Origin of the sequence: Dietzia sp. B32, from assembly GCF_024732245.1 — a bacterium.
GTDB lineage: Bacteria > Actinomycetota > Actinomycetes > Mycobacteriales > Mycobacteriaceae > Dietzia.
This window is the reverse complement of the sequence record NZ_CP093845.1, coordinates 3,265,850-3,287,685: the sequence shown is the minus strand read 5'-3', so window position 1 is coordinate 3,287,685 and position 21,836 is coordinate 3,265,850. Positions and strand designations below refer to the sequence as shown.

General features: G+C 71.4%; 23 protein-coding genes. 6 read left to right on the top strand and 17 right to left on the bottom strand.

The genetic code is table 11. The annotated features are described in order from the left end of the window. Positions 1-193: 193 nt before the first annotated feature. From L8M95_RS15525 to L8M95_RS15510, 4 genes are all read right to left on the bottom strand, one after another. Positions 194-1,198, bottom strand: a complete 1,005-nt coding sequence (locus L8M95_RS15525; protein ID WP_260486982.1) for a ribonuclease HI family protein — start codon at positions 1,196-1,198, stop codon at positions 194-196. 83 nt (positions 1,199-1,281) lie between these two features. Continuing rightward, complete coding sequence (locus tag L8M95_RS15520; protein ID WP_260486981.1) at positions 1,282-1,551, bottom strand: hypothetical protein; 270 nt, start codon at positions 1,549-1,551, stop codon at positions 1,282-1,284. Between the two features lie 45 nt (positions 1,552-1,596). Continuing rightward, positions 1,597-2,796: an acyl-CoA desaturase gene (locus L8M95_RS15515; protein WP_260486980.1), complete on the bottom strand. Its 1,200-nt coding sequence runs from the start codon at positions 2,794-2,796 to the stop codon at positions 1,597-1,599. 44 nt (positions 2,797-2,840) lie between these two features. After that, positions 2,841-3,959: a flavin reductase family protein gene (locus L8M95_RS15510; protein WP_260486979.1), complete on the bottom strand. Its 1,119-nt coding sequence runs from the start codon at positions 3,957-3,959 to the stop codon at positions 2,841-2,843. 256 nt (positions 3,960-4,215) lie between these two features. Here L8M95_RS15510 and L8M95_RS15505 point away from each other — a divergent pair, with 256 nt between their 5' ends. Continuing rightward, positions 4,216-4,815 carry a TetR/AcrR family transcriptional regulator gene (locus L8M95_RS15505; protein ID WP_260486978.1) on the top strand — a complete coding sequence of 200 codons (600 nt, stop codon included), beginning with the start codon at positions 4,216-4,218 and terminating at the stop codon, positions 4,813-4,815. Between the two features lie 31 nt (positions 4,816-4,846). Here the strand turns inward: L8M95_RS15505 and L8M95_RS15500 are convergent, their stop codons facing one another. From L8M95_RS15500 to sdhC, 5 genes are all read right to left on the bottom strand, one after another. Then, positions 4,847-6,244: a D-alanyl-D-alanine carboxypeptidase family protein gene (locus tag L8M95_RS15500; RefSeq protein ID WP_260486977.1), complete on the bottom strand. Its 1,398-nt coding sequence runs from the start codon at positions 6,242-6,244 to the stop codon at positions 4,847-4,849. Positions 6,245-6,528: 284 nt separating this feature from the next. Next, the gene (locus L8M95_RS15495; protein WP_260486976.1) at positions 6,529-7,311 is read right to left on the bottom strand and encodes a succinate dehydrogenase iron-sulfur subunit; all 783 of its coding nucleotides are present in this window, start codon (positions 7,309-7,311) and stop codon (positions 6,529-6,531) included. After that, positions 7,311-9,080: a succinate dehydrogenase flavoprotein subunit gene (sdhA, locus tag L8M95_RS15490; RefSeq protein ID WP_260486975.1), complete on the bottom strand. Its 1,770-nt coding sequence runs from the start codon at positions 9,078-9,080 to the stop codon at positions 7,311-7,313. Before sdhA ends, L8M95_RS15495 begins: the two co-directional genes overlap by 1 nt. A gap of 57 nt (positions 9,081-9,137) precedes the next feature. Beyond that, positions 9,138-9,569, bottom strand: a complete 432-nt coding sequence (locus L8M95_RS15485) for a succinate dehydrogenase hydrophobic membrane anchor subunit (protein WP_260486974.1) — start codon at positions 9,567-9,569, stop codon at positions 9,138-9,140. Positions 9,570-9,583: 14 nt separating this feature from the next. Then, positions 9,584-9,991, bottom strand: coding sequence for a succinate dehydrogenase, cytochrome b556 subunit (gene sdhC, locus L8M95_RS15480; RefSeq protein WP_260486973.1), 408 nt, complete (start codon positions 9,989-9,991; stop codon positions 9,584-9,586). Between the two features lie 190 nt (positions 9,992-10,181). Here sdhC and L8M95_RS15475 point away from each other — a divergent pair, with 190 nt between their 5' ends. Together L8M95_RS15475 and L8M95_RS15470 are read left to right on the top strand one after the other, a co-directional pair. Next, a complete protein-coding gene (locus L8M95_RS15475; protein ID WP_260486972.1) occupies positions 10,182-10,634 on the top strand; it encodes a cytidine deaminase in 453 nt (150 codons plus the stop codon). Beyond that, positions 10,631-11,929, top strand: a complete 1,299-nt coding sequence (locus L8M95_RS15470) for a thymidine phosphorylase (protein ID WP_260486971.1) — start codon at positions 10,631-10,633, stop codon at positions 11,927-11,929. The genes L8M95_RS15475 and L8M95_RS15470 overlap by 4 nt, the downstream gene beginning before the upstream one ends. 77 nt (positions 11,930-12,006) lie before the next feature. Here the strand turns inward: L8M95_RS15470 and L8M95_RS15465 are convergent, their stop codons facing one another. The 5 genes from L8M95_RS15465 to L8M95_RS15445 are packed head-to-tail and all read right to left on the bottom strand — an operon-like array spanning position 12,007 to position 15,443. Beyond that, positions 12,007-13,239 carry a primosomal protein gene (locus L8M95_RS15465; protein ID WP_260486970.1) on the bottom strand — a complete coding sequence of 411 codons (1,233 nt, stop codon included), beginning with the start codon at positions 13,237-13,239 and terminating at the stop codon, positions 12,007-12,009. Between the two features lie 24 nt (positions 13,240-13,263). Next, positions 13,264-13,644, bottom strand: a complete 381-nt coding sequence (locus tag L8M95_RS15460) for a YbaB/EbfC family nucleoid-associated protein (RefSeq protein ID WP_260486968.1) — start codon at positions 13,642-13,644, stop codon at positions 13,264-13,266. Then, a complete protein-coding gene (locus L8M95_RS15455; RefSeq protein ID WP_260486967.1) occupies positions 13,641-13,916 on the bottom strand; it encodes a hypothetical protein in 276 nt (91 codons plus the stop codon). The genes L8M95_RS15460 and L8M95_RS15455 overlap by 4 nt, the downstream gene beginning before the upstream one ends. Further along, on the bottom strand, positions 13,913-15,100 hold the full coding sequence (locus tag L8M95_RS15450; RefSeq protein WP_260486966.1) for a C40 family peptidase: 1,188 nt from the start codon (positions 15,098-15,100) through the stop codon (positions 13,913-13,915). Before L8M95_RS15450 ends, L8M95_RS15455 begins: the two co-directional genes overlap by 4 nt. A 4-nt stretch (positions 15,101-15,104) precedes the next feature. Next, entirely contained in the window at positions 15,105-15,443 is a 339-nt protein-coding gene (locus L8M95_RS15445; RefSeq protein WP_260486965.1) for an ESX-1 secretion-associated protein, read from the bottom strand. A 111-nt stretch (positions 15,444-15,554) separates the two neighbouring features. Between L8M95_RS15445 and upp the strand changes: the two genes are divergently transcribed. Continuing rightward, entirely contained in the window at positions 15,555-16,178 is a 624-nt protein-coding gene (upp, locus tag L8M95_RS15440) for a uracil phosphoribosyltransferase (protein ID WP_260486964.1), read from the top strand. Positions 16,179-16,216: 38 nt separating this feature from the next. Here the strand turns inward: upp and L8M95_RS15435 are convergent, their stop codons facing one another. From L8M95_RS15435 to L8M95_RS15425, 3 genes are read right to left on the bottom strand one after another with little or no spacing between them, the layout of a single operon-like run. Next, a complete protein-coding gene (locus L8M95_RS15435) occupies positions 16,217-17,725 on the bottom strand; it encodes a phospho-sugar mutase (RefSeq protein WP_260486963.1) in 1,509 nt (502 codons plus the stop codon). A 9-nt stretch (positions 17,726-17,734) separates the two neighbouring features. After that, on the bottom strand, positions 17,735-18,589 hold the full coding sequence (locus L8M95_RS15430; protein WP_260486962.1) for a purine-nucleoside phosphorylase: 855 nt from the start codon (positions 18,587-18,589) through the stop codon (positions 17,735-17,737). A 5-nt stretch (positions 18,590-18,594) separates the two neighbouring features. Then, on the bottom strand, positions 18,595-19,128 hold the full coding sequence (locus tag L8M95_RS15425) for a gamma-glutamylcyclotransferase (protein ID WP_260486961.1): 534 nt from the start codon (positions 19,126-19,128) through the stop codon (positions 18,595-18,597). 150 nt (positions 19,129-19,278) lie between these two features. On the opposite strand from L8M95_RS15425, the gene L8M95_RS15420 reads away from it, so the two are divergent. Further along, complete coding sequence (locus tag L8M95_RS15420) at positions 19,279-20,685, top strand: NAD(P)H-quinone dehydrogenase (RefSeq protein WP_260486960.1); 1,407 nt, start codon at positions 19,279-19,281, stop codon at positions 20,683-20,685. Between the two features lie 126 nt (positions 20,686-20,811). Continuing rightward, positions 20,812-21,831, top strand: a complete 1,020-nt coding sequence (locus L8M95_RS15415; RefSeq protein WP_260486959.1) for an iron ABC transporter substrate-binding protein — start codon at positions 20,812-20,814, stop codon at positions 21,829-21,831. The last annotated feature ends 5 nt before the right edge of the window (positions 21,832-21,836 follow it).

The window sequence follows — 21,836 nt, the reverse complement described above, 5'->3', positions numbered from 1 at the left end:
AAGAACCGACGAGCAGTCGTATCCCACCACCTGACAAGCAGTCACACTCATGGGTCTAGTTGCCGGTCTGATCGGAATTGTCGGCGATCTCCTCCACTTGCTTCTCGGTGGCCTGTAGGCGCGCAACTGCGCCGAGAGATGGTGCCCCTCACCGGACGCGGTGAGGGGCACCATCTCTGTGGCAGGAGGGGGCTCAGGCCTCCGGCGTCCCCTGCTGGAACGTCTGACGCCAGGAACCACCGGAGCGGACCCAGACGGAACTGCGCAGCGTGGCGCCGTCACCCGACCGCTCCCGCCACACCAGCAGGATCGAATCCGCCCCGATCCGGCGGGCCTCGATGAGGTCCATCGTGGGCTCGACCGTCGACGGACCGGATGCTCCGGCCGCGGCGAGCCTGTCCGCGCGGGACCACACCTCGCCCCGGGCGCACACGTGGCTCCACTCGGGATCCAGCAGCGCCTCGAGCCGTGCGCGGTCTCCGCGCACCGTCTGAGTGAGCAGCGATCTCTCGAGCTCCACGACCAGATCGAGGTCCGTCCGCCCCGGCGCCTCGTCGGCGTCGTCGTCGAGGGAGAACAGATCGGGCTCGGCGGCCGAGGAGGCCCTCGTCGTCGTCCTCGTCCTACCCTCGCGTGCCGGGGCGGACGCCGACCCCGATGCGGACGCCGACCGCTGACCCGCGCCACCCGCGGCGGGCGGAGCGGCCGGGTCCTCACCCGCACCGACATCCTGCGCGCCCGGGAAGCCGGGCCCGGGCTCGGGCTCCTTCTTCGCGGAGTGCGCCTTGGCGGCGCCGTTGGCCAGGACGTCGGCCTTCTCGTTGAGGTCGTGACCGGCATGGCCCTTGACCCACTCGAACGTCACGGTGCGGTCCTGCATGGCCTCGTCGAGGGCCTTCATCACCCCGACGTTGAGCACGGGCTTGCCGTCGGCCTTCTTCCAGCCCTTGCGCTTCCACCCCGCCATCCACTTGGTGATGGAGTTGATGACGTACTGCGAATCGCACAGGACGTGCAACGGCTCGTCGGTGTGCGCGGTCTGTCGCAACAGGTCCAGCACGGCGGTGAGCTCGCCCTGGTTGTTGGTGCCGCGCTTCCACCCGCCGCAACGCCACGTGGAGTCGTCGATGTACCAGGCCCAGCCGGCGGGGCCGGGATTTCCGAGGGCGGAGCCGTCCGCGGCGGCGATGATCGTCACGGTCGACGATCCTGCCACCGTGGCCGGCGCCACACGGCACCGGCCACGGCCCGGGCGCCCGAATCCGGCTCGCGGGGAGGCGGTTATCCCTGGAGTTCGCCGTCCTCGATGTCGTCGAGATCGATCGGCCAGGAGTCCTTCTCGCCGCCGGGTCGACCGCCGCGCTGCTGTTCCTCGCGCCGGGAGATCTTGGCCGCCTCGCGCATCTCGATGCCCTCGGTGACGAAGTCTCCGACCTCTTTGGCGATCGACCCGATCGCGTCGGTGATGATGACCGCGATGCGTCCCACCAGTGACGCGCCCGCCTGGACACCTGCCTGGACCTGGTCCTTATTGCGTTCGAAGTCGCTCATGGACCGCTCCCTTCGTCGGTGATGCCCTTAGACGGTACCCGCGGCTCAGGCGGCGACGGGAGTCTTCCTGCGCTCGATGATGACGGCCGGTGCATCCTCCGCCTTGGGGGGCAGCGGCAGCGCGAGGCGGAACATCTTGGACCACACATTCGCGACCTGCTTCCACAACGGGCCCGTCGTGTACGGCAGACCGTGCTCCTCGCAGATCGCGCGGACCTCGTCCGCGATCTCCGGGTAGCGGTGTGCGGGCAGGTCGGGGAACAGGTGGTGCTCGATCTGGTGCGAGAGGTTTCCTGTGGCCAGGTGCATGAACGGGCTCCCGGAGATGTTGGCCGAACCGAGCATCTGCCGGACGTACCACTCGCCGCGGGTCTCCTCGGCCGTCTCCTCCTGAGTGAACACCTGGGCGCCGGACGGGAAGTGGCCGCAGAAGATCACCGAGAACGCCCACACGTTGCGCACGAGGTTGGCGGTGAGGTTGCCGGCGAACGTCAGCGGGAACAGCGGCCCCGTCAGCGCAGGGTGCACGATGTAGTCCTTCGCCACCTGGCCGCGGACCTTGTTCCACCAGCCGGTCAGCAGCCCCTTGACGTCGGACCACTTGCGCTTGCCCTTGAGGACGTTGTCGTACTCGAGGTCGTGCATCATCACGCCCCACTCGAACAGCATCATCAGCGCGAACGCGTACAAGGGGTTGCCCAGACGTAGCGGGTTCCACTTCTGCTCGTACTCCATCCGCAGCAGGCCGTAGCCGATGTCGCGGTCGAGGTCGAGGATGTTGGTGTACGTGTGGTGCATGTAGTTGTGCGAGTGCCGCCACTGGTCGGACGGGCACACGTTGTCCCACTCGAAGCTCGAGGAGTGGAGCATGTCGTCGCGCATCCAGTCGTACTGGCCGTGCATGACGTTGTGGCCGATCTCCATGTTGTCGAGGATCTTGGACGCGCTCAGCGCCGCGACGCCGGCCAGCCAGGCCGGGGGCAGGAAGCCGAGGAACATGAGCCCGCGGCCGGCCAGCTCGAGGCGACGCTGGGTGCGGACCACGCGCAGGATGTAGTCGCGATCGGCGGTGCCGAGGTCGGCCACCACGCGGTCGCGGATGGCATCGAGTTCGCGGCCGATGATCTCGACGGATTCGGCCGACAACACGATCGGGTCCGGGCCGGTGCCCTTCGCGGCCTTCGCGGCCTTCGCGGTGGACGACTTCTTCTTCGGGCGGAGGCTGGGAAGTTGCAGGAGTGTCATGACGGGGTCCTTCCGGGTCGTTCCGGGCGGGTGGGGAGGCAGGTCTAGAGCTCGATCTCGACGTCGCCTACGGGCGCGTTGATGCAGATCTGGACGTGGCAGTCGGGCGTGGAGTCAATCTCGCCGGTGCGCAGGTCCCTGGTGGCGCCGGAGACGCGCACGGCCGTGCAGGTGTGGCAGATGCCCATCCGGCAGCCGTGCTGGGGGCTCAGGCCGGCGGCCTCGGCACCCTCGAGCAAGGTGGTGCCCTCGTTCCGGGCGGTGACGCCGCTGCGCAGGTGGGTCACGGTGCCGCCGTCGCCGTCGGGCACCGGCCCGGTCGCGGAGGTGAAGCGCTCGCGCAGGACGCCGGAGAACCGCTCGGCACCGAGGGCCTCCTCGAGGCCACGGGCCAGGGGCTCGGGGCCGCACAGGAAGACCGCGGCGTCCCGGTGCCAGGGTGCCGCCGCCTCGAGATGGTCCGGGGTGAGATGGCCGGCCAGACCATCCGGGGTCGTCCCCTCGGCCGTGGGGATCACGCGGACCGACACGCCGGCCCGGGCCAGGTCGCGGAGCTGGTCACGGAACGGGGCGTCCTGCACGCGACGGACGTAGTGGAGCCACGCGACGCGGCCGGGCGCGGTGCCGGTGCCGGTGCCGGTGCCGGTGCAGTGGCCGTCTGCCGCGAGAGTCGAGGCGATCGCCAGCATCGGGGTGATGCCGCTGCCGCCACTGACGAGCAGCACGTCGGCCGGGCGGGCCTCGGTCAGCGCCATCTCACCCACCGGGTTGCCGAGCAGGAGCCGCATCCCGGGCTCGGCCCGGTCCCAGAGGTGGTTCGAGACCACGCCGTCGGGGTGGCGGCGGACGGCGATGGTCGCCAGCCCGTCACGGCGGGACGCGGGATCGACGGGGGAGTAGTGGCGGCGGTGGACGACGCCGTCCACCACGACCCCGATCTCGAGCGCGGCGCCGGGTGCGGGCCGGTCGACCCCGGCGGGTAGCCGCAGGGTGAGGACCGTGACGTCGCGGACCGGCCGGTCGACGGCCACGACGGTCGCCCCGGTGGGGTCGTCGGACCAGTCCACGCCCAGGGAGCGGACGTAGTGCTCGACCGGGTGGGGCGTCAGCAGGGTGCGGGTGAGCCGGCGGGAGAAGAGTCGGCGAACGGGCGGAGCGGTCATGGGGACCTCCGATGAGGATGTGGGTCGGTGTGGTCGGACGCCGTCGGACGCGGTCACTCGGTGGTGTTCGTCGCGCCTCGCACCGGGTCGGTGCCGTCGCGTGTCGGGATCCGCGTCCGTCCGGTTCGACCACCGGACGTTTCTGAGTGTACAGCTGTTCTCTCAAATGGGAAGAGGGCCGGTTTGTGGCCGCGGTTACACCCGGTCGGTGGGTGATGGGCGTCCGTAAGTGCTGCTCGGGGATAGGATGACGACTGTGACGACCTCCAGGACCCGCGCGGAACAGAAACGGCACACCCGTGCACTCATCGTCGAGGCGGGCCGGAACGGGGTGGCCACGCGCGGCTTCACGGGGCTCGTCGTCCGTGAGCTCGCGCGCGAGGCGGGCATCGTTCCCACGGCCTTCTACCGGCACTTCGAGTCAGTCGATGACCTCGCCTCGGAACTCGCGTCCGGTGCGGCCGACACCCTCGGGTCGTTCATCGACGAGCTGATCTCCCCAGCGACCAGCGACCCGGCCGACGACTGGCCCCGCCTCGCCTCGGTCGCCGCCACCAGGGATCCGCAGACCTGGGCGATGCTCGCACGCGGACTGGTCGACACCGGGCACCCCGACCACCGGGTCCTCGCGGCCGCCGTCGACTCCGCCCGCCGACGGCTGGGGATCAGCCTGGGCCGGCTCGAGACGCTCGCCGGAGCGGACGGCGCCTCCATCGACATCGCGGCCGACCTCGTCGTCGTCGTGCTCCTCCGCGCTCTCATCGAGATGGCGGACGGCCACGACCCCCGCACCGCGGTCGACGAGTGCTCCGGGCGGTTGAGGGTCATCCTGGCCGGAGCCGCAGCCGGAGCGTGAGGGGCGGGGGGACGGCGACTGGTCCCGCCGGTCAGTTTCGCGCCCGCAGCGTGAGGGCCGCCCCGGCCACCACGACGAGTCCCGCCGCGCCCAGAGCCAGCACGGTGCCGTAGCGCTCGAACACCGAGCCGCCGACGGTCGCCACCTCCTGCCCTTCCACCGTGCCGAGCCCGCCCGCCAGGTGTTCGGTCGCGTCGTCGGTCGAGTCCTGTCGGCCGGCCTCGAGTACGCCGACCGGGTCCGCGTCACCCGCCGCGAAGCCCGCGTCCAGAAGTGCCGCCGCCTGTTGCCACGGCGAGCTGGGGACGCGCGTGCCGTCGAGCAGGACCACCGCGAGCCTCCGCCCGTCCCGCTCGGCCGCGCCGATGAAGGTGTGCCGGGCGTCGTCGGTGAAGCCGGTCTTGCCACCGATCGCACCGGGGTAGTTGAAGAGCAGCTGATTGTCGTTGCCCAGCACGAATCCGGGATTGATCATGACGCCGTCCGCACGGAGAGTCGGGCCGGTGTTCGCAGGGGCCGCCGCGGGATCCGGTGGCTCCGCACCCTCCCCGGCGGGGTACCCGGGGAAGCCGGTGGACTGCGTGGCGACGATCTCGGCGAACGCGGGGCGGGTCATCGCGTCGCGGAAGATCAGCGACATGTCGTAGGCCGTGGACATCATCCCCGGGCCGTCGAGCCCGTTCACGGTGGCGACATGGGTGCTGCGCGCCCCCAGCGCGGTGGCGTGGGCGTTCATCGCGGCGAGCGTGCGCTCGATGCCGCCCATCTGGTGCGCCAGCACCACGGCGGCATCATTGCCGGAGGCCATCAGCAGGCCGCTGACGAGCCGCCCCACGGTGTACTCGCCCCCAGGACCGACACCCACGAGGCTGCCCTCGGCGCCCTCGAGGTCCGCATCGGCGACCTCGACGATCCGGTCCTCGTCGAGCGCGTCGAGGGCGACAGCGGCGAGCAGCGTCTTGATCAGGCTGGCCGGACGGTATCGGCCGTGCGGGTCCTTCGCGGCCACGATCTCGCCGGTGTCCAGGTCGGAGAGCAGCCACGCGCTCGCGGTGACGTCCTGCGGGATCCGGAAGCCGTCGGGCGCCACGACCTCGCAGCCCGCGAGTGCGTCACCACCCGGTGGAGTGTCGGGCACCGGGGGAGGGGCCGGGGCCGTCCGGCCGGGCAGCGGGACCTCGGACTCGTCGACGGGGGCGGGAGGCGTGGTGCGGTAGGGGCACCCGGTGAGGTCGCGTGGGGTGTCGAAGTACTCGGGCGACGTGGTCGACGGCAACACCGCGGCCGGCGGCGGCTCGGTCAGCGGGAGGTCCGCTGCGGGCTCCACCGCCGTGACGGGACCTGCAAGTGCCAGCGGCGCCAGAGCGACGAGGGCTGCGATCACGAGACCGGCCGCTCGCTGGGCGGGCCGTCGTCGGATGCTGGTCACGGGTGTCGAGTCTACGTCCGGCCGACGCCGGGTCAGGTCGGACTCGCTGGTCGACGAGGCGTCCGGGCCTGCTGGCGGGCGGCGGTGCCCGGTCCCGTCAGCCGACGGCGTACAACGACGCAGCGCATCTGCGGGGTGGTGCGCTATGGGGCTGCTCGGGGTCGGCCACAGCTCGGCGAACCGGGCACATGGCGAAGGGGCCGCACTCCCCATGAGTGGAGGGTGCGGCCCCTGTCGGTGCTGCGTCGCGGCGCCGGAACGCCACGGGTGAGCAGTCTGGTCGATCAGCGCGCGAACAGCAGTGCGCGCTTGACCTCCTGGATCGCCTGGGTCACCTGGATGCCACGGGGGCACGCGTCGGTGCAGTTGAAGGTGGTGCGGCAGCGCCACACGCCCTCGGCGTCGTTGAGGATCTCCAGCCGCTCGGCTGCGCCCTCGTCACGGGAGTCGAAGATGAACCGGTGCGCGTTGACGATCGCCGCCGGCCCGAAGTACGACCCGTCGGCCCAGAACACGGGGCAGGAGGTCGTGCAGCAGGCACAGAGGATGCACTTGGTGGTGTCGTCGAAGCGGGCGCGGTCCGTCGGCGACTGGATGCGCTCGGCGGTCGGCTGGTTGCCGGAGGTGATGAGGTACGGCATGACGTCACGGAACGACTTGAAGAACGGCTCCATGTCGACGTACAGGTCCTTCTCCACCGGCAGCCCGCGGATCGGGGCAACCGTGATGGTGATGGACTTGCCGTCCTTGGGGAGCATGTCCTTCATGAGGACCTTGCACGCCAGTCGGTTGACGCCGTTGATGAGCATGGCGTCGGACCCGCAGACGCCGTGGGCGCACGACCGACGGAACGCGAGCGAGCCGTCGATGTAGTTCTTCACGTACATCAGCAGGTTGAGTAGGCGGTCGGACGGCAGGGCCGGGACCTCGTACTCCTTCCAGCCGGCCGAGTCCGGATCCTCCGGGTTGAACCGGGCGATCTTCAGCGTGACCATGGTCGAGCCGGGGGGGACCGGGCGGTCGGTGGTGCCGTCCGTGGACTTGGTGGTGTCGACTGCGGAACTCATCAGTACTTACGCTCCATCGGCTCGTAGCGGGTCTGCACAACCGGCTTCCAATCCAGCCGGATCTCGGAGAGCAGATCGAGTCCGGTCTCCTTGTACGCCATCGTGTGCTTCATGTAGTCGGCGTCGTTACGGTCCGGGAAGTCCTCACGGGAGTGGCCGCCGCGGGACTCCTCGCGGTTGAGGGCACACACGACGGTGACCTCCGCCAGCTCGAGGAGGAAGCCCAGTTCGACGGCCTCCAGGAGCTCGGTGTTGAAACGTTTGCCCTTGTCGCTGACCGTGACGTCGGCGTAGCGGGCCTTGAGGGCGCGCAGCTCGTCACGGGCCTCGGTGAGCGACTGCTCGTTGCGGAACACCGACGCCTTGTCGTCCATCATGGCCTGCATCTCGCTACGGATGTCGGCGGCGTTCTCCGAACCGTGGGGAGCCAGCATGCTCTCCATCCAGTCGCGCACCATCTTCTCGGGCTCGTCGGGCAGCTCCACGAACTCGTGGGCGGCCGCGTACTCGGCGGCGGCGATGCCGGCGCGCCGACCGAACACGTTGATGTCCAGCAGCGAGTTGGTGCCCAGGCGGTTGGAGCCGTGCACGGACACGCAGGCGCACTCGCCGGCGGCGTACAGGCCCGGGACCACGTCGTTCGAGTTGCGGAGCACCTCGCCCTGGATGTTGGTGGGGATGCCGCCCATGACGTAGTGACAGGTGGGGAACACCGGGACGAGCTCGGTGACCGGGTCGACTCCCAGGTAGGTGCGCGAGAACTCGGTGATGTCGGGCAGCTTCTCCTCGAGCACGTCGGCGCCGAGGTGGGTGACGTCGATGTAGACGTAGTCCTTGTTCGGACCTGCACCGCGGCCCTCGCGGACCTCCAGGACCATCGACCGGGCGACGATGTCACGCGGCGCGAGGTCCTTGATGGTGGGCGCGTACCGCTCCATGAAGCGCTCGCCGTCGGCGTTGCGCAGGATGCCGCCCTCGCCTCGGACGGCCTCCGAGATGAGGATGCCCAGGCCGGCCAGACCGGTCGGGTGGAACTGGTGGAACTCCATGTCCTCCAGCGGCAGGCCCTTGCGGAACACCACGGCCATGCCGTCACCGGTGAGGGTGTGGGCGTTGGAGGTGGTCTTGTACATGCGGCCCGAGCCGCCGGTGGCGAACACCGTGGCCTTGGAGTGGAACACGTGGAGGTCGCCGGACGCGAGCTCGTAGGCCACGCAACCGGTGGCCACGGGGCCCTCCGGGGTCTCGGTCAGACAGAGGTCGAGGACGTAGAACTCGTTGAAGAACTCGACCTTGTGCTTGATGCAGTTCTGGTACAGGGTCTGCAGGATCATGTGACCCGTGCGGTCGGCGGCGTAGCACGCGCGACGCACGGGCGCCTTGCCGTGGTCACGGGTGTGGCCACCGAAGCGCCGCTGGTCGATCTTGCCCTCGGGCGTGCGGTTGAACGGCAGGCCCATGTTCTCCAGGTCGATGACGGCGGTGATGGCCTCCTTGGCCATGATCTCCGCGGCGTCCTGGTCGACGAGGTAGTCGCCGCCCTTGACCGTGTCGAACGTGTGCCACTCCCAGTTGTCCTCCTCGACGTTCGCGAGGGCGGCGCACATGCCGCCCTGGGCGGCGCCGGTGTGGGAGCGGGTGGGGTAGAGCTTGGTGAGGACCGCGGTACGGGTACGCGGGCCCGACTCGATGGCCGCGCGCATGCCTGCGCCGCCGGCGCCGACGATCACGACGTCGTACTGATGCTGGTGGACCTGACGATCGGTCATGGGTTACTCAGTGCTCGCTTTCGGAGAAGTGAAGTCCGCGGACGAATTCAGCCGCGATCAGATGTCGTAGGCGAGGCCGAAGATGGCGTAGGTGCCCAGGACCAGGACGAGGCCGGTGGCGACGAACAGGATCGAGTTGAGCCAGAACCGGGTCGAGTCCTTGCGCGAGTAGTCCGCGATGACGGTGCGGACACCGTTGCCGCCGTGGAGCATGGCCAGCCAGAGCATGAGGAGATCCCACACGGCCCAGAACGGGCTCTGCCAGCGGTCGGCCACGTACGCCCAGTCGATCCGGTGGACGCCCTCGTCGATCATCAGGCCGACGGTGAGGTGGCCGATCGTGAGGATGACCAGCGCGACGCCCGAGTAGCGCATGAAGATCCACGCGGAGCGTTCGAAGTTGCCGCGCGAGCGCAGGCGGGGCGAGCGCGGCTGCGCCAGGGAGGCCGGCCGGTCGTAGGACGTCTGGAGAACAGGTGCGTCTGCCATGGTGATCGTTCCCCTTAGAGGTGCTGGAAGAGAAGGAAGAGGAGGCGGGCGGTGGCCGCGGCGAACACCACGACCCAGATCGCCAGGACCGCCCACAGCATCTGGCGCTGGTACTTGGCACCCTTCGACCAGAAGTCGATGAGGACGATCCGGAGACCGTTGAGTGCGTGGAAGAGCACGAGCGCGACCAGGCCGATCTCCATGAGGCCGACGATCGGGGACTTGTACGTGTCGATGACCGCGTTGTAGCTCTCCGGGCTCACCGTGACGAGAGCGGTGTCGAGCACGTGGACGAAGAGGAAGAAGAAGATCGCGACGCCCGAGATGCGGTGCGCGACCCAGGACCACATCCCCGGGTCACCCTTGTAGAGGTTGAGCTTCTTTGTGGGGGCCGGACGCGCCGGCGCCTGCGCAGTACTCATGGGCTTGTCGTGCCTCCGAATCGCTTGGGCCTGATGCCATCGGCGCGCGTTCCGGCCCTAGAGCACAGCGGGCGCCTACTAGGACTTTAGACCTGAGATCTGACCGGGGGAAAGCAGGGTGGGTACCGTGATCCGAGCGGGTTCTCCCAGTTAGGGAAGCCTAAATGATGTTACCGAAGGGTAGGACAGGGTGCCTGACGACGAAACCGCAGCACAACGCAACGCGCTTGTCGACAGCCTCACCGAGGCCGCCGTGGGGGCCGCCCGGGGCGCCTACCGTCCGTACTCGGGGCTGGGGGTGGGTGCGGCCGCGTTGGCGATCGGCCCGGACGCGGGGTCACCCGCCGGGGCAGCAGACGGGCGGGTGCGGATCGTCGTCGGGTGCAACGTCGAGAACGCCTCCTACGGTCTGACCCTGTGCGCAGAGTGCTCTCTCGTCTCCGACCTCCACCGCACCGGCGGCGGGAGACTGCTCGAGCTCGTCGTCGTCTCCCACACCGGGGAACCCCTCGCGCCCTGCGGGCGCTGCCGCCAACTGCTCCACGAACACGGCGGCCCCGGGCTCGTGGTCCACACCGCGCGCGGCGCGGTGCGTCTCGGCGAGCTCCTCCCGGATGCCTTCGGACCGGAGGACCTGAGGTGACCGCGCGCCACGACGCCGTGCGGATCATCGAGGCCAAGAGGGACGGGCGGGAGCTCGACGACGACGAGATCGACTGGATGGTCGACGGGTTCACCCGCGGGGTGGTCGCACCCGAGCAGATGTCGGCGCTCGCGATGGCGATCTGCTTCCGGGGGATGACCGACCGGGAGATCTCCCGGTGGACCACGGCGATGGTGGACTCCGGGACCCGGATGGACCTGTCCGGCCTCACGCGCGGCGGCGTGGTGGTTCCCACGGTCGACAAGCACTCCACCGGCGGGGTGGGCGACGCGATCACGCTCGTGTTGACGCCGCTGCTGGCCACCTGGGACGTGGCCGTTCCCCAGCTGTCGGGACGAGGTCTCGGCCACACCGGTGGCACGCTGGACAAGCTCGAGTCGATCCCGGGTTGGCGAGCGGACCTTGACACGGACGAGATGCGGTCCGTGCTGTCGCGGACCGGGGCGGTGATCTGCGCGGCCGGGGCCGATCTCGCGCCCGCCGACCGCGCGCTCTACGCGCTGCGGGACGTCACCGGGACCGTCGCGTCCATCCCGATGATCGCCGCGTCCATCATGAGCAAGAAGATCGCCGAGGGCACCGGGGCCCTGGTTCTGGACGTGAAATACGGCTCGGGTGCGTTCCTGCCCGACCCCGCCGAGGCCGCCGAGCTGGCACGGGTGATGGTGGGGATCGGCGCCGCCTCCGGGGTCCGGACCAGCGCGCTGGTCACGGCCAACCACACCCCGCTGGGCCGGGCGGTGGGCAACGCGCTCGAGGTGGCCGAGTGCCTCGAGATCCTCGCCGGCGGCGGGCCGGACGACATGGTCGATCTGACCTGTGAGCTGGCGCGCGAGGCGCTCGCGGCGGTGGGGATCTCGGACGCCGACCCGCGGGCCCGGCTGGGCGACGGTCGGGCGATGGATTCCTACCGGGCGATGATCTCCGCCCAGGGCGGGGACCCGGACGCACCGCTGCCCAGGGCTGCCCACACCGAGCAGATCCGGGCCGCCACGACGGGCCCGCTCCGGTGGGACGCGCTCGGGGTGGGGCGAGCCTCGTGGCTCTCCGGGGCGGGTCGGACCCGCCCGGGGGAGGCTATCGACCCGGCCGCCGGGGTGGTGCTGCACCGCGTCGAGGGCGACCACGTCCACGCGGGCGAGGTGGTGGCCACCGTGCACGCCGGCGACGAGGGACGTCTACCCGCCGCGCTCGACGAGCTGGCGGCGGCGTTGGGGACGGGCGCTGATCGCGGACCCGCCGGCGCGGTGACCGGGCGCCGGCGCGGCTGGTGACGCGCGCGCCGCGGTCGTATCCGCGCGGATGACCCTGCGCGCGGCGCTGCCCGCGGCCGCCGCGCGGCCCGCGTGGTTCAGGCGATGTCGGGCGTCGTCACGAGCTTCTCCACGTCGTCGACCAGATCTCGCCACTCGGACGCCTCGTCGTCGTACGGCGCGGTGGGCTCGAGCAGCTTGGCGTCGTCGGGATTGAGCACGTAGTGCAGGTACCGCCGCAGCGATGATCCGCGGCCGGTCACCGCGGCTTCGAGCTCGGCGTCGCCGACGTAGTTCGCCAGGTCGGTGACGAGTTCCACCGCCAGGCCGAGCTGCTCGGAGTCCACCATGTCCGGCCCGACCTCGATGTCGCGGTCCAGGCCGGCCAGGACGTAGGCGTTGTCGTCGGTGACGTGGACGTCCAGGCTGCCGTCGGTCGCGGCCATCTTGACGCGTTCGTAGGTCGCGACCCGGCTGAGCGTCGCGTCGTCGTTGTCCGCCAGGAAGCGCGACAGGCCGCGCGCGCTGGTGAACACGTACACCTGGTCGCCGTCGCCGAGGAAGACCGGCCGGTCGCCGAGGTAGCAACGCAGGCTCAGGTACTCCTGGTCGGCGAACACGATCCTGACGGGGTCGATCCCCACGCTCTCCCAGAGCGAGCCCTCGGGGTAACCGGTCGGGGCGGGCTCGGGCTCCGGCTCGGGCTCCGGCTCGGGTTCGGGCAGTGCGGCCTCCGCGGTCTCGAGGTCGCGACGGGCACGCTCGACCTCGGCGCGGTCGATCTCCGGGGTGGTCATGACGTCCTGGATGGCGTCGAGGACGTCGTCCCAGCCCTTGGCGACCGTCTTCCGGATGGACTTCCACAGCTTGAGTCCGTCCCGGCCGTAGAATTCGTCCATGCCGTGGGTGACGGACGCGAGTACGGGGTTGCCGTTGAAGAACTTGGTGACGGTGTCCAGCTCGCACACCTCGCCGATCGAGCGGGCGATCGCGAAGGACTGGTCGATCTCGTCGACCGACGACTCGGTCGGATCGTCCCCGAGGAGCTCGAGGACGCCGACGAGGTCGTAGCAGTTCTCCTCGGCGGCGCGGAAGGCGAGCACGTCCGATCCGGCGAACTCCTCCCACGACGGGTGGTCCTGCAGATCGTGCTCCGCCCCGCTGCGGACCAGCGCGAGGAGCTCGGCCGTCGAGTCGAACGCGTAGAGGTCCTCGTCCAGTCCGAGGAACGCCTCCCAGTCGTCGTTGTCCTCCCGCCAACTGGGTGCCCAGAGGGTCGTGACGTCTCCCTCCGGGAGACCGAGCTCGATCGGGACGATGTCCTTGGCCATGTCGGTCAGCATATCCACGGCCCGTCAGCCGGTGCCACGGCCCGCCGGGGCGGGGTCTGTGTGCTCGCGGGCGGCGTCCTCGGCGGCGCGCTTGCGACCGCTCACGGCGAGGGCGACGGATCCCGAGACGAGCTCCGCGCGACGCGCGTTGGCCTGCCCCACGGCATCCGATGTGGCCTCGAGGATCGACGCCGACACCGCCTCGGAGCCGTGCCTGCGCAACCCGGGCGCCAGCACGAGGTCCACCACCGTCCCGCCGGAGTCGGCCGTGGCGGTGGCGAGGTGGTCCCGGCTGGTCACCGTCACCCGCAGCGTCTCCAGCTGGTCGTGGGCCGACTCCCACTCCGCCGCGATCCCCCGCAGGCGATCGAGGAACGCCTCGACGTCCAGCCCGCCACCGCTCACCCGGGGACCCCGGCCATCTCGGCGTCGCCGTCGTCCCAGCCCTGCTCGTCCCAGTCCTGCTCGTCCCAGTCCTCCGCGGCGAGGCGCTCCAGGAGGTCGCGGGCGTCGCCCGCCGCCGCGGTGAGGGTGCGCAGGACCGCCCGCGCCACCTCCGCGGGCGGACGGTCGAGGAGCCCGGCCGGCAGGGCCAAGCCCACCGGCACGCCGTCGGTGCCGACCTCGGCGACCACCCCGGTCATCGGGTCGGTGCGCCGGCAGGTGTCGGGCGTCATCCGCCGGTCGGGCGATAGAACCCGTGGAAGGTCATGCCGATATTGTCGGTGCGCAGGCCGGAGACCGCTACGGGGTCCCCGGCCTCCACGATCTGCCCGTTGCCGATGAACATGGCGACGTGACCGTCCCACACGAGGAGGTCACCGGGCATGAGGTCCCGGGCGGACACCTGGACGCCCACCCCCTGTTCCTGGGCCAGGCGGGGGATCTCCACACCCGCGTCCCCGTACGCCCACTGCGTCAGGCCGCTGCAGTCCAGCCCCTGCCCGGGCGTGGTGCCGCCCCACACGTACGGCACGCCCTGCTGGCTGAGCGCGTTGCGGACAGCCCCGGCGGCCTGCTCGTTGGGGGCGTTGGCGACCGAGCCGTCGGGCAGGGTCACCTCGGTGCCGCCGCCGATCATCCCGGAGCCGGCACCACCGGCACCACCGGCACCACCGGATCCCGCGGATCCCGGTGCCCTGCCGGGCCCCGCGGCGCTCTCCGCCGCGCCGCCCGACGAGCCGCCGTCGAACGCACCGCCCGCCGCACCGCCGGAAGCCCCACCCCCGGACGCGCCGCCGACGGCGGTGGAGATCGCGCCCGGCCCGGACCCGGTGTAGGCCACCGTCGAGGCGTTGATCGCGCCCCCCGTGCCGGAATCGGCACCGATCGCACCCGGCATGCGGGGCGCCGGGGGGATGCCGGCGGCGATGGCCCGCATCTCGGCGGTCGGCACCCTGAGCTCGGACTGCACCCGCTCGGCCACCTGGATCCCCCGCGCCAGGTGCTCGGCGGCCAGTCCGAGCAGGGCGGCCTGTCCCGGCGGGGTGAGCAGAGCCGGGCCCATGGCGGCGGCGCGGGCGAGGAACTGCTGCACGATCCCGATCACCTCGACCGTCCCACGGACCACGATCTCCGCGGCCACGGCGGTGACCCGTGCTATCTCCGCCGCGGACTCACCGAGCGCCCCCATCGTCCGACCCACCTCGGCGATCGAGTGCGCGGCACCCAGGGAGGCCAGGGAGTCCCACGACTCGGACAACAGGCGCTCCAGAGGCGGGCCCAGCTGCTGGGCCGCCCCCAACCCGTCGCTGACCGGTCTCATGATGTTCTGCGCCTCGTCGGGGACGAACTCCTCCGCGGACAGCAGATCGAGGATCTGTTTGATGGGGCCGGCGTAGGCCAGCGCGTCGGCGATCACCGGATCACACCCACCTCTCGTCCAGACCGCTCCCGGCGCCGTCGATCGCCCTCGCGCCGGCGACGTCGGACTCCTCGTACAGCCGGGCCGTCTCGAGTACGAGCTCCCCGGCGGCGTCGGTGACGCGGGTGAGGCCGGCGAGGACCTCGCGGTGTCGTGCGGTCGCGGCCATCAGAGCCGACATGAAGTCGGCACCCACGGGCCCGACCACCGGCGCCACCGCCTCGATCGGCAACCCGTCCACAGCCTCCAGTGCTCCCCCGAGCGTGTCGGCAAGGGTCGTCAATCCCGTTCCCAGTTCTCGTAAACCGTCGACATGGACGTCGATCGCCCCGTCCGTCATGTCCTACGTCCCCTCGTCGCTCTTCTCGTCCCGTCACAGGGTTCGACGCGCTGGGAAGGCGATCCGGTTCCACCCGATCCGGAATTCCGTCCGTATGGAATCCTGACGGGCATGGACATCATCGTCGTGGATCACCCACTGGTCGGGGACCGGCTCCGTACGCTGCGCGACTCCGCCACCGACACCGCCGGGTTCCGCGCCGCGATGGACGCCCTCGGCACCATGCTCTGCTACGAGGCCTTCCGGTCCGTGCCGACGACCGAGGTCACCGTGACCACGCCGATCACGGACACCACCGCGGTCGCGGTGGACGGCGTGCCGCTCGTGGTGCCGGTGCTGCGGGCCGGACTGGGCCTGCTGGATCCGGCTACCCGTCTGATGCCGGGCGCGCAGGTCGGGTTCATCGGCCTGGCCCGCGACGAGGAGAGTCACGAGCCGGTGTCCTACCTGTGCTCGCTGCCGGACGACCTCGCCGGTCGCCACGTAGTGGTCCTGGACCCGATGCTCGCCACGGGCGGGTCGCTGGTGTCGACATTGGAGACACTCGCGGCGCGCGGGGCGACCGGCGTCACCGTGGTGTGCGTCCTGTGTGCACCGGAGGGTATCGAGGCCGTGCGCACCTCCGGGCTGGCGGCGACCCTGGTCACCGCGACGATCGACGAGTGCCTCGACGAGAACGCCTTCATCGTCCCCGGCCTGGGTGACGCGGGCGACCGACTCTTCGGGCCCCGCTAGCAGGCAACCGCCAGTCGGCAACCGCCAGCCGACAGCCGCTAACCGCCCACCGCGCCCGCGACCGCGTCACCGAGCTCCGCGAGTCGCCGGGCGGCGTCGTCGCGGTCCGATGTCGAGGGCGCCGGCGGAGTCCACGCCTCGACGTACGTCTTGAGCAGCGGCTCCGTGCCGGAGGGCCGTACCACCGCGCGGGCACCTCCCGAGTCCACCCGGAAGCCCGCGGTGCCCTCCAGTGGCCGGACCTCACCGACGGAGGCGAGCAGCCCGGCAGCCCGCCGGAGCGCCGCCGCCGGGTCCGAGTCGGCCGCCAGGGGCAGCGCCACGTTCCGCCGGAGGTGCGCCCCGAACTCCGAGTCCAGCGCGGCGAGCCGCGCGCCGACCGACGGCCCGCCCGACCCGACCATCGCACACCACACCGCTGCCGCCGCGATCCCGTCCTTGTCGGCGACCACGTGTGGCAGCACGCAGTGCCCGATCGCCTCCTCGTACGCGTACCGCAGCGGCTCGCCGGCCCGCATGAGCCACTTGAACCCGGTCAGTGTCGACACGTACCGTCCGCCGCGCGCCGGGACCAGCAGCGACGGCAACCGCGAGGAGACGATCGTCGACGCGACCACCGGCAGGCCGTGCCCCTCGCCCGCGGCCGATCCCGGAAGCGGTTCGCGCAGCAGGTGGTCGGCGAGCACCGCGCCCGTCTCGTCGCCGTCGAGCATCCGCCACCGACCGTCCGCGTCGGCGAATCCCACGGCGCACCGGTCGGCGTCCGGGTCGAGCGCGATCGCGACGTCGGCGTCGATCCGCGCGGCCAGCTCCAGCAGCCGTGCGGTGGTCCCCGGCCGCTCCGGGTTGGGGGAGGCGACGGTGGGGAAGTCCGGGTCCGGGTCCGCCTGCTCGGCCACCAGGGTCACGTCGCGCACCCCGATCCCGGCCAGGACGCGACGGCAGAGCTCGCCGCCCACGCCGTGGACGGGGGTCAGGGCCACGCGGGGCGGCCGACCGGGCCGGGGCAGGGCCGCGACGACGGCCGCCTCGTAGTCGTCGACGAGCGTGGGGTCCACACGAACCGACCCGGGTACGGCCGTGGGCACGCCGACGCCCTCCCGCATCGCGGCGTGCAGGTGCCGCTCGATCCGGGCGTCCGTCGGCGGCACGATCTGCGCGCCGCCGCGCCCGTAGACCTTGACGCCGTTGTCGCTCGCGGGGTTGTGGGAGGCGGTCACCATGAGCCCGGCCACCGCGCCGCGCGAGCGGACCGCCGCGGCGACGACCGGGGTGGGGACGGGCGCGCCGGGCACGACGACGACGAGGCCGTGCGCCGCGATAACCGCAGCCGCGACGTCGACGAATCGGGCCGACCCGTGCCGGGCGTCTCCGCCCACGATGACCGTCGACCCGGTCGGTTCACGTTCCCGCAGATACCGTGCGACGGCGGTCGCGACGGCGGCGACGGTCCGCTCGTTCATCCGGTCGGGCCCGGGCCCGAGGGGTGCGCGGACGCCGGCGGTGCCGAAGGCCAGCGGGGCGGGATCGGGCACGGGCGCGGTCACCGGTCGCCCTCAGGCGCGGGCCACGGCGGGGACGAGCGCGCGCAGGGCCCCGGTCAGGCGGGCGGACCCGGCGGCGCCGGCGGCCAGCACCTCGGTGTGGTCCAGCGGCTGACCGGTGACACCGGCGGCGAGGTTCGTCACGAGCGACACCGCGACCACCTCGAGTCCGAGCCCGCGGGCGGCGATGGTCTCGGGAACCGTCGACATCCCCACGAGGTCGGCCCCGAGGGTACGCAGCATGCGGATCTCGGCCGGCGTCTCGTACTGGGGGCCGGGCATGGCGGCGTAGACGCCCTCCGGCGGACGGGTGGCGGTTCCCTCGGCTGCTGCGGTCTCGGCGGACCCGATCGCGTCGGCGGCCGCGGCGCGCAGCCTGGGGGAGTAGGCGTCCACCAGGTCCACGAACACCGGCCCGGTCAACGGCGAGCGCCCGGTGAGGTTGAGATGGTCGCGGATGAGCACGAGGTCGCCGACGGACATGTCGTCACGCAGGCCCCCGGCGGCGTTGGTGAGCACCAGCGCGCGGGCCCCGACCGCCGCCGCCACGTGGGCGGGGTGCACGACCGGCCCGGTTCCCCTGCCTTCATAGAGGTGGGTGCGCCCGGCCACGGACAGCAGCGGGACCCCGTCGACCAGGCAGCTGGTGACGGTCCCGCGGTGACCGGCGGCGGCGGGGACGACGAACCCGGGCAGGTCGGCCGCGGGGATCGTCACGGCGGTGCCCGGATCCGCGAGTCCGGTCACGACCTCGGACCACCCCGATCCCAGGACGAGGGCCACATCGTGGTGGCCCCGGTCGCTCAGCTCGGCGATCCGGGCGGCGGCCGCGCGGGCCTCGCCGGTGGGGGACAGCAGGTGCGCCATCCGCGTCAGGCGCCCGGACCGACGTTGCGCGATTCGCGGGTGCGCAGCTCGTGCACGTAGGACTCGGGGGCACCCGCGCACTCGGCGGCATCCGCGAGCAGGCCCAGGTACCGCGCCGACGGCAGGCCGCCCTCGAAGGCGTCCATCACGTACAGCCAGGCGAGCACGGTGTCGTCGGTGCCGGCCGGGGCGGCGTCCACCGCGAACTCGGACTCCTGCGCGCCGACAGGGGGGCCGTCGGGCACGGTGGGCCGGCGGGTGATGCGGACCCGGATCTTGCGCGCGGGCATCTGATCCGTGCCCTCCCAGCGGTCGAGGGCGCGGACGTCCTCGTCGGGGACGTCGTAGAGCACCACGAACACCCTGGAGTCCGGGTCCTCGACGACGGTGGCGACAGCACCCTCCCACGTGGGGTCGTCCCCGGCGAAGGTCAGGCGCCAACCCTCGAGCCACCCCGTCCCGGCGAAGGGAGAGTGCGGCGCGCGGGTGTTCATCTGATCGGGATACATGTTCGTCCCGTACGCGGCGTAGAGAGGCACGCCCACAACCCTAGCCCCTCGGGCGGTGCCGGCCAGATGTCCCGGCGTCCCCGATCGAGACGTTCGACTACCGTGTACGGCGGACGTGACGCGATCCGCCACAGCGGGCCGCGGCGCCCGGCCCTTACCCCTGTGAGCCGTGGAGGACATGTGACGCAACGCATCATCATCATCGGCGGCGGACCCGCCGGATACGAGGCCGCGCTGGTCGCGGCCCAGTACGGTGCGGACGTCACGATCGTCGACTCCGACGGCATCGGTGGCAACTGCGTCCTCAGCGACTGCGTCCCGTCCAAGACGTTCATCGCCACCACCGGCGTCCGCACGGACATGCGGCGGGCCGAGGAGATGGGCGTGCAGGCGCACTTCGATCCCACCGCCTACAAGCTGGGCCAGGTCAACGGCAGGGTGAAGTCCCTGGCCCGCGCCCAGTCCGCGGACATCCGGTCGCAGCTCCAGCGCGAGGGCGTGCGGCTGCTCTCCGGACGGGCCCGTCTCCACGACTCCCAGCCCGGTATGGCCTCGCACCGCATCGCGGTGACCTTCGAGGGCGGCCAGGAGAAGATCTTCGACGCCGACGTGGTGCTCATCGCCACCGGATCCAGTCCCCGGGTGCTGTCGGGGGCCGAGCCGGACGGCGAGCGGATCCTCAACTGGCGTCAGCTCTACGACCTCACCGAGCTGCCCAAGCACCTCGTGGTCATCGGCTCGGGCGTCACCGGTGCGGAGTTCGTCTCGGCGTTCACCGAGATGGGCGTCAAGGTGACCATGGTGTCCAGCCGCGACCGTGTGCTGCCGCACGAGGACGCCGACGCCGCCCTGGTGCTGGAGGAGGCGCTGAGCGAGCGGGGCGTGTCGCTGGTCAAGCACGCACGTGCCGACGCGGTCGAGCACTTCGAGGACGGGATCATCGTCCGGCTCGGCGACGGCCGCACGGTCAAGGGCTCCCACGCCCTCATCTGCGTGGGTTCCGTTCCCAACACCGAGGGACTCGGCCTGGAGAGCGCCGGCGTCGAACTGCAGCGCAGCGGCCACATCAAGGTCGACCGCGTCTCGCGGACCTCCGCGCCGGGGATCTACGCGGGCGGCGACTGCACCGACCTGTTCCCGCTCGCGTCCGTGGCCGCCATGCAGGGGCGCATCGCGATGTACCACGCACTCGGCGAGGGCGTCAGCCCCATCAAGCTGCGGACCGTCGCCTCGGCGGTGTTCACGCGCCCGGAGATCGCCACCGTCGGTATCTCGCACGCGCAGATCGAGAGCGGCGAGGTGCCGGCGCGCGTGGAGGTCATGCCGCTGTCCGGTAACCCGCGGGCCAAGATGCGCAGCCTGCGCCGCGGCTTCGTCAAGCTCTTCTGTCGTCCGGCCTCGGGAGTGGTGATCGGCGGCGTGGTCGTCGCCCCCACCGCCTCCGAGCTCATCCTGCCGATCTCGGTGGCGGTGCGGAACCAGCTCACAGTGGGCGATCTCGCGGGCTCGTTCTCGGTCTACCCGTCGATGACGGGCACGATCACGGAGGCGGCTCGCCAGCTCATGCGCCACGACGACCTCGACTGACCCCGGCATCCGGTGCGATGGAGACGATGTCGCGTGCCCCGCGCACTGCCCCGGAATGGCCGTTCAGGTTAGGCTAAGCTCCGTCGGCGTCGACGACACGGCGCCGAAAACCGTGAAGGAGCCACCATGACGCTGCGCCGTCTCGCAGCCCTGGCCACCGCCGGATCCCTCGTGCTCGGGCTGGCGGCCTGCACCTCGGACTCCGACGAGTCGGAACCGCTGGTGCTGTACTCAGGTCGCAGCGAGAGCCTCGTGGCCCCGCTGATCGAGCAGATCTCGGACTCCACCGGCGTGGACATCGAGGTGCGGTACGCCTCCACCCCCGAGATGGCGGCGCAGATCGCGGAGGAGGGGGAGGCCAGCCCCGCGGACGTGTTCTTCTCGCAGGACGCCGGCGCCCTCGGCGCCCTCGACAACGCGGGCCTGCTACAGGAGCTCGACGAGTCCGTGACCGGCGTCGTCCCCGCCGAGTACCGGGCGGCAGACGACACGTGGGTCGCGACCAGTCTGCGGGCGCGCGTCCTGATCTACGACTCCCGGACGCTGGACGAGGCGGAGGTGCCCGACACCATCGACGCGGTCCTGGCCCCCGAGTGGAAGGGGCGAGTGGGTTACGCGCCCACCAACGCGTCGTTCCAGTCCTTCGTCACGGCGCTGCGAGTGGACCGGGGAGACGAGGCCGCCGAGCAGTGGCTGCGGGACTTCCTCGCCAACGACCCGCTGACCTTCGAGAACAACAACGCGCTCCTGCAGGCCGTCGACGCGGGCACCGTCGAACTCGGTCTGACCAATCACTACTACTGGTACAACTCGGCCGCGGAGCGGGGTGCGGAGAACATGCGCGCCCGCGTGAAGTACATGGCGCAGGGTGACCCGGGTGCGCTCGTCAACGTCGCGGGCGTGGCGATCCTCGCCTCCACGGACCGCCCCGACGACGCCCGCCGTGTGGTGGAGGCTCTCCTGGCCGAACCGGCCCAGACGTACTTCGTCGAGGAGACCAGCGAGTACCCCGTGGTCCCGGGGATCGCCACGGATGCGGCCGGTCTCCCTCCGCTGGAGACGCTCGGAGGCCCGGACATCGACCTCGGTCAGCTGGACGGTCTCGAGCAGACGCAGGCCATGCTCGCCCGCGTCGGCATGATCTGACGGAC

Coding starts and splice junctions, on each gene's coding strand:
- L8M95_RS15430 (WP_260486962.1), bottom strand. CDS start 18,589: ATGGCGCACCTGCTGTCCCCCACCGGCGAGGCCCGCGCGGCCGCCGCC.
- L8M95_RS15520 (WP_260486981.1), bottom strand. CDS start 1,551: ATGAGCGACTTCGAACGCAATAAGGACCAGGTCCAGGCAGGTGTCCAG.
- sdhA (WP_260486975.1), bottom strand. CDS start 9,080: ATGACCGATCGTCAGGTCCACCAGCATCAGTACGACGTCGTGATCGTC.
- upp (WP_260486964.1), top strand. CDS start 15,555: ATGGACATCATCGTCGTGGATCACCCACTGGTCGGGGACCGGCTCCGT.
- L8M95_RS15415 (WP_260486959.1), top strand. CDS start 20,812: ATGACGCTGCGCCGTCTCGCAGCCCTGGCCACCGCCGGATCCCTCGTG.
- L8M95_RS15515 (WP_260486980.1), bottom strand. CDS start 2,796: ATGACACTCCTGCAACTTCCCAGCCTCCGCCCGAAGAAGAAGTCGTCC.
- L8M95_RS15455 (WP_260486967.1), bottom strand. CDS start 13,916: ATGACGCCCGACACCTGCCGGCGCACCGACCCGATGACCGGGGTGGTC.
- L8M95_RS15465 (WP_260486970.1), bottom strand. CDS start 13,239: ATGGCCAAGGACATCGTCCCGATCGAGCTCGGTCTCCCGGAGGGAGAC.
- L8M95_RS15510 (WP_260486979.1), bottom strand. CDS start 3,959: ATGACCGCTCCGCCCGTTCGCCGACTCTTCTCCCGCCGGCTCACCCGC.
- L8M95_RS15445 (WP_260486965.1), bottom strand. CDS start 15,443: ATGACGGACGGGGCGATCGACGTCCATGTCGACGGTTTACGAGAACTG.
- L8M95_RS15485 (WP_260486974.1), bottom strand. CDS start 9,569: ATGGCAGACGCACCTGTTCTCCAGACGTCCTACGACCGGCCGGCCTCC.
- L8M95_RS15495 (WP_260486976.1), bottom strand. CDS start 7,311: ATGAGTTCCGCAGTCGACACCACCAAGTCCACGGACGGCACCACCGAC.
- sdhC (WP_260486973.1), bottom strand. CDS start 9,991: ATGAGTACTGCGCAGGCGCCGGCGCGTCCGGCCCCCACAAAGAAGCTC.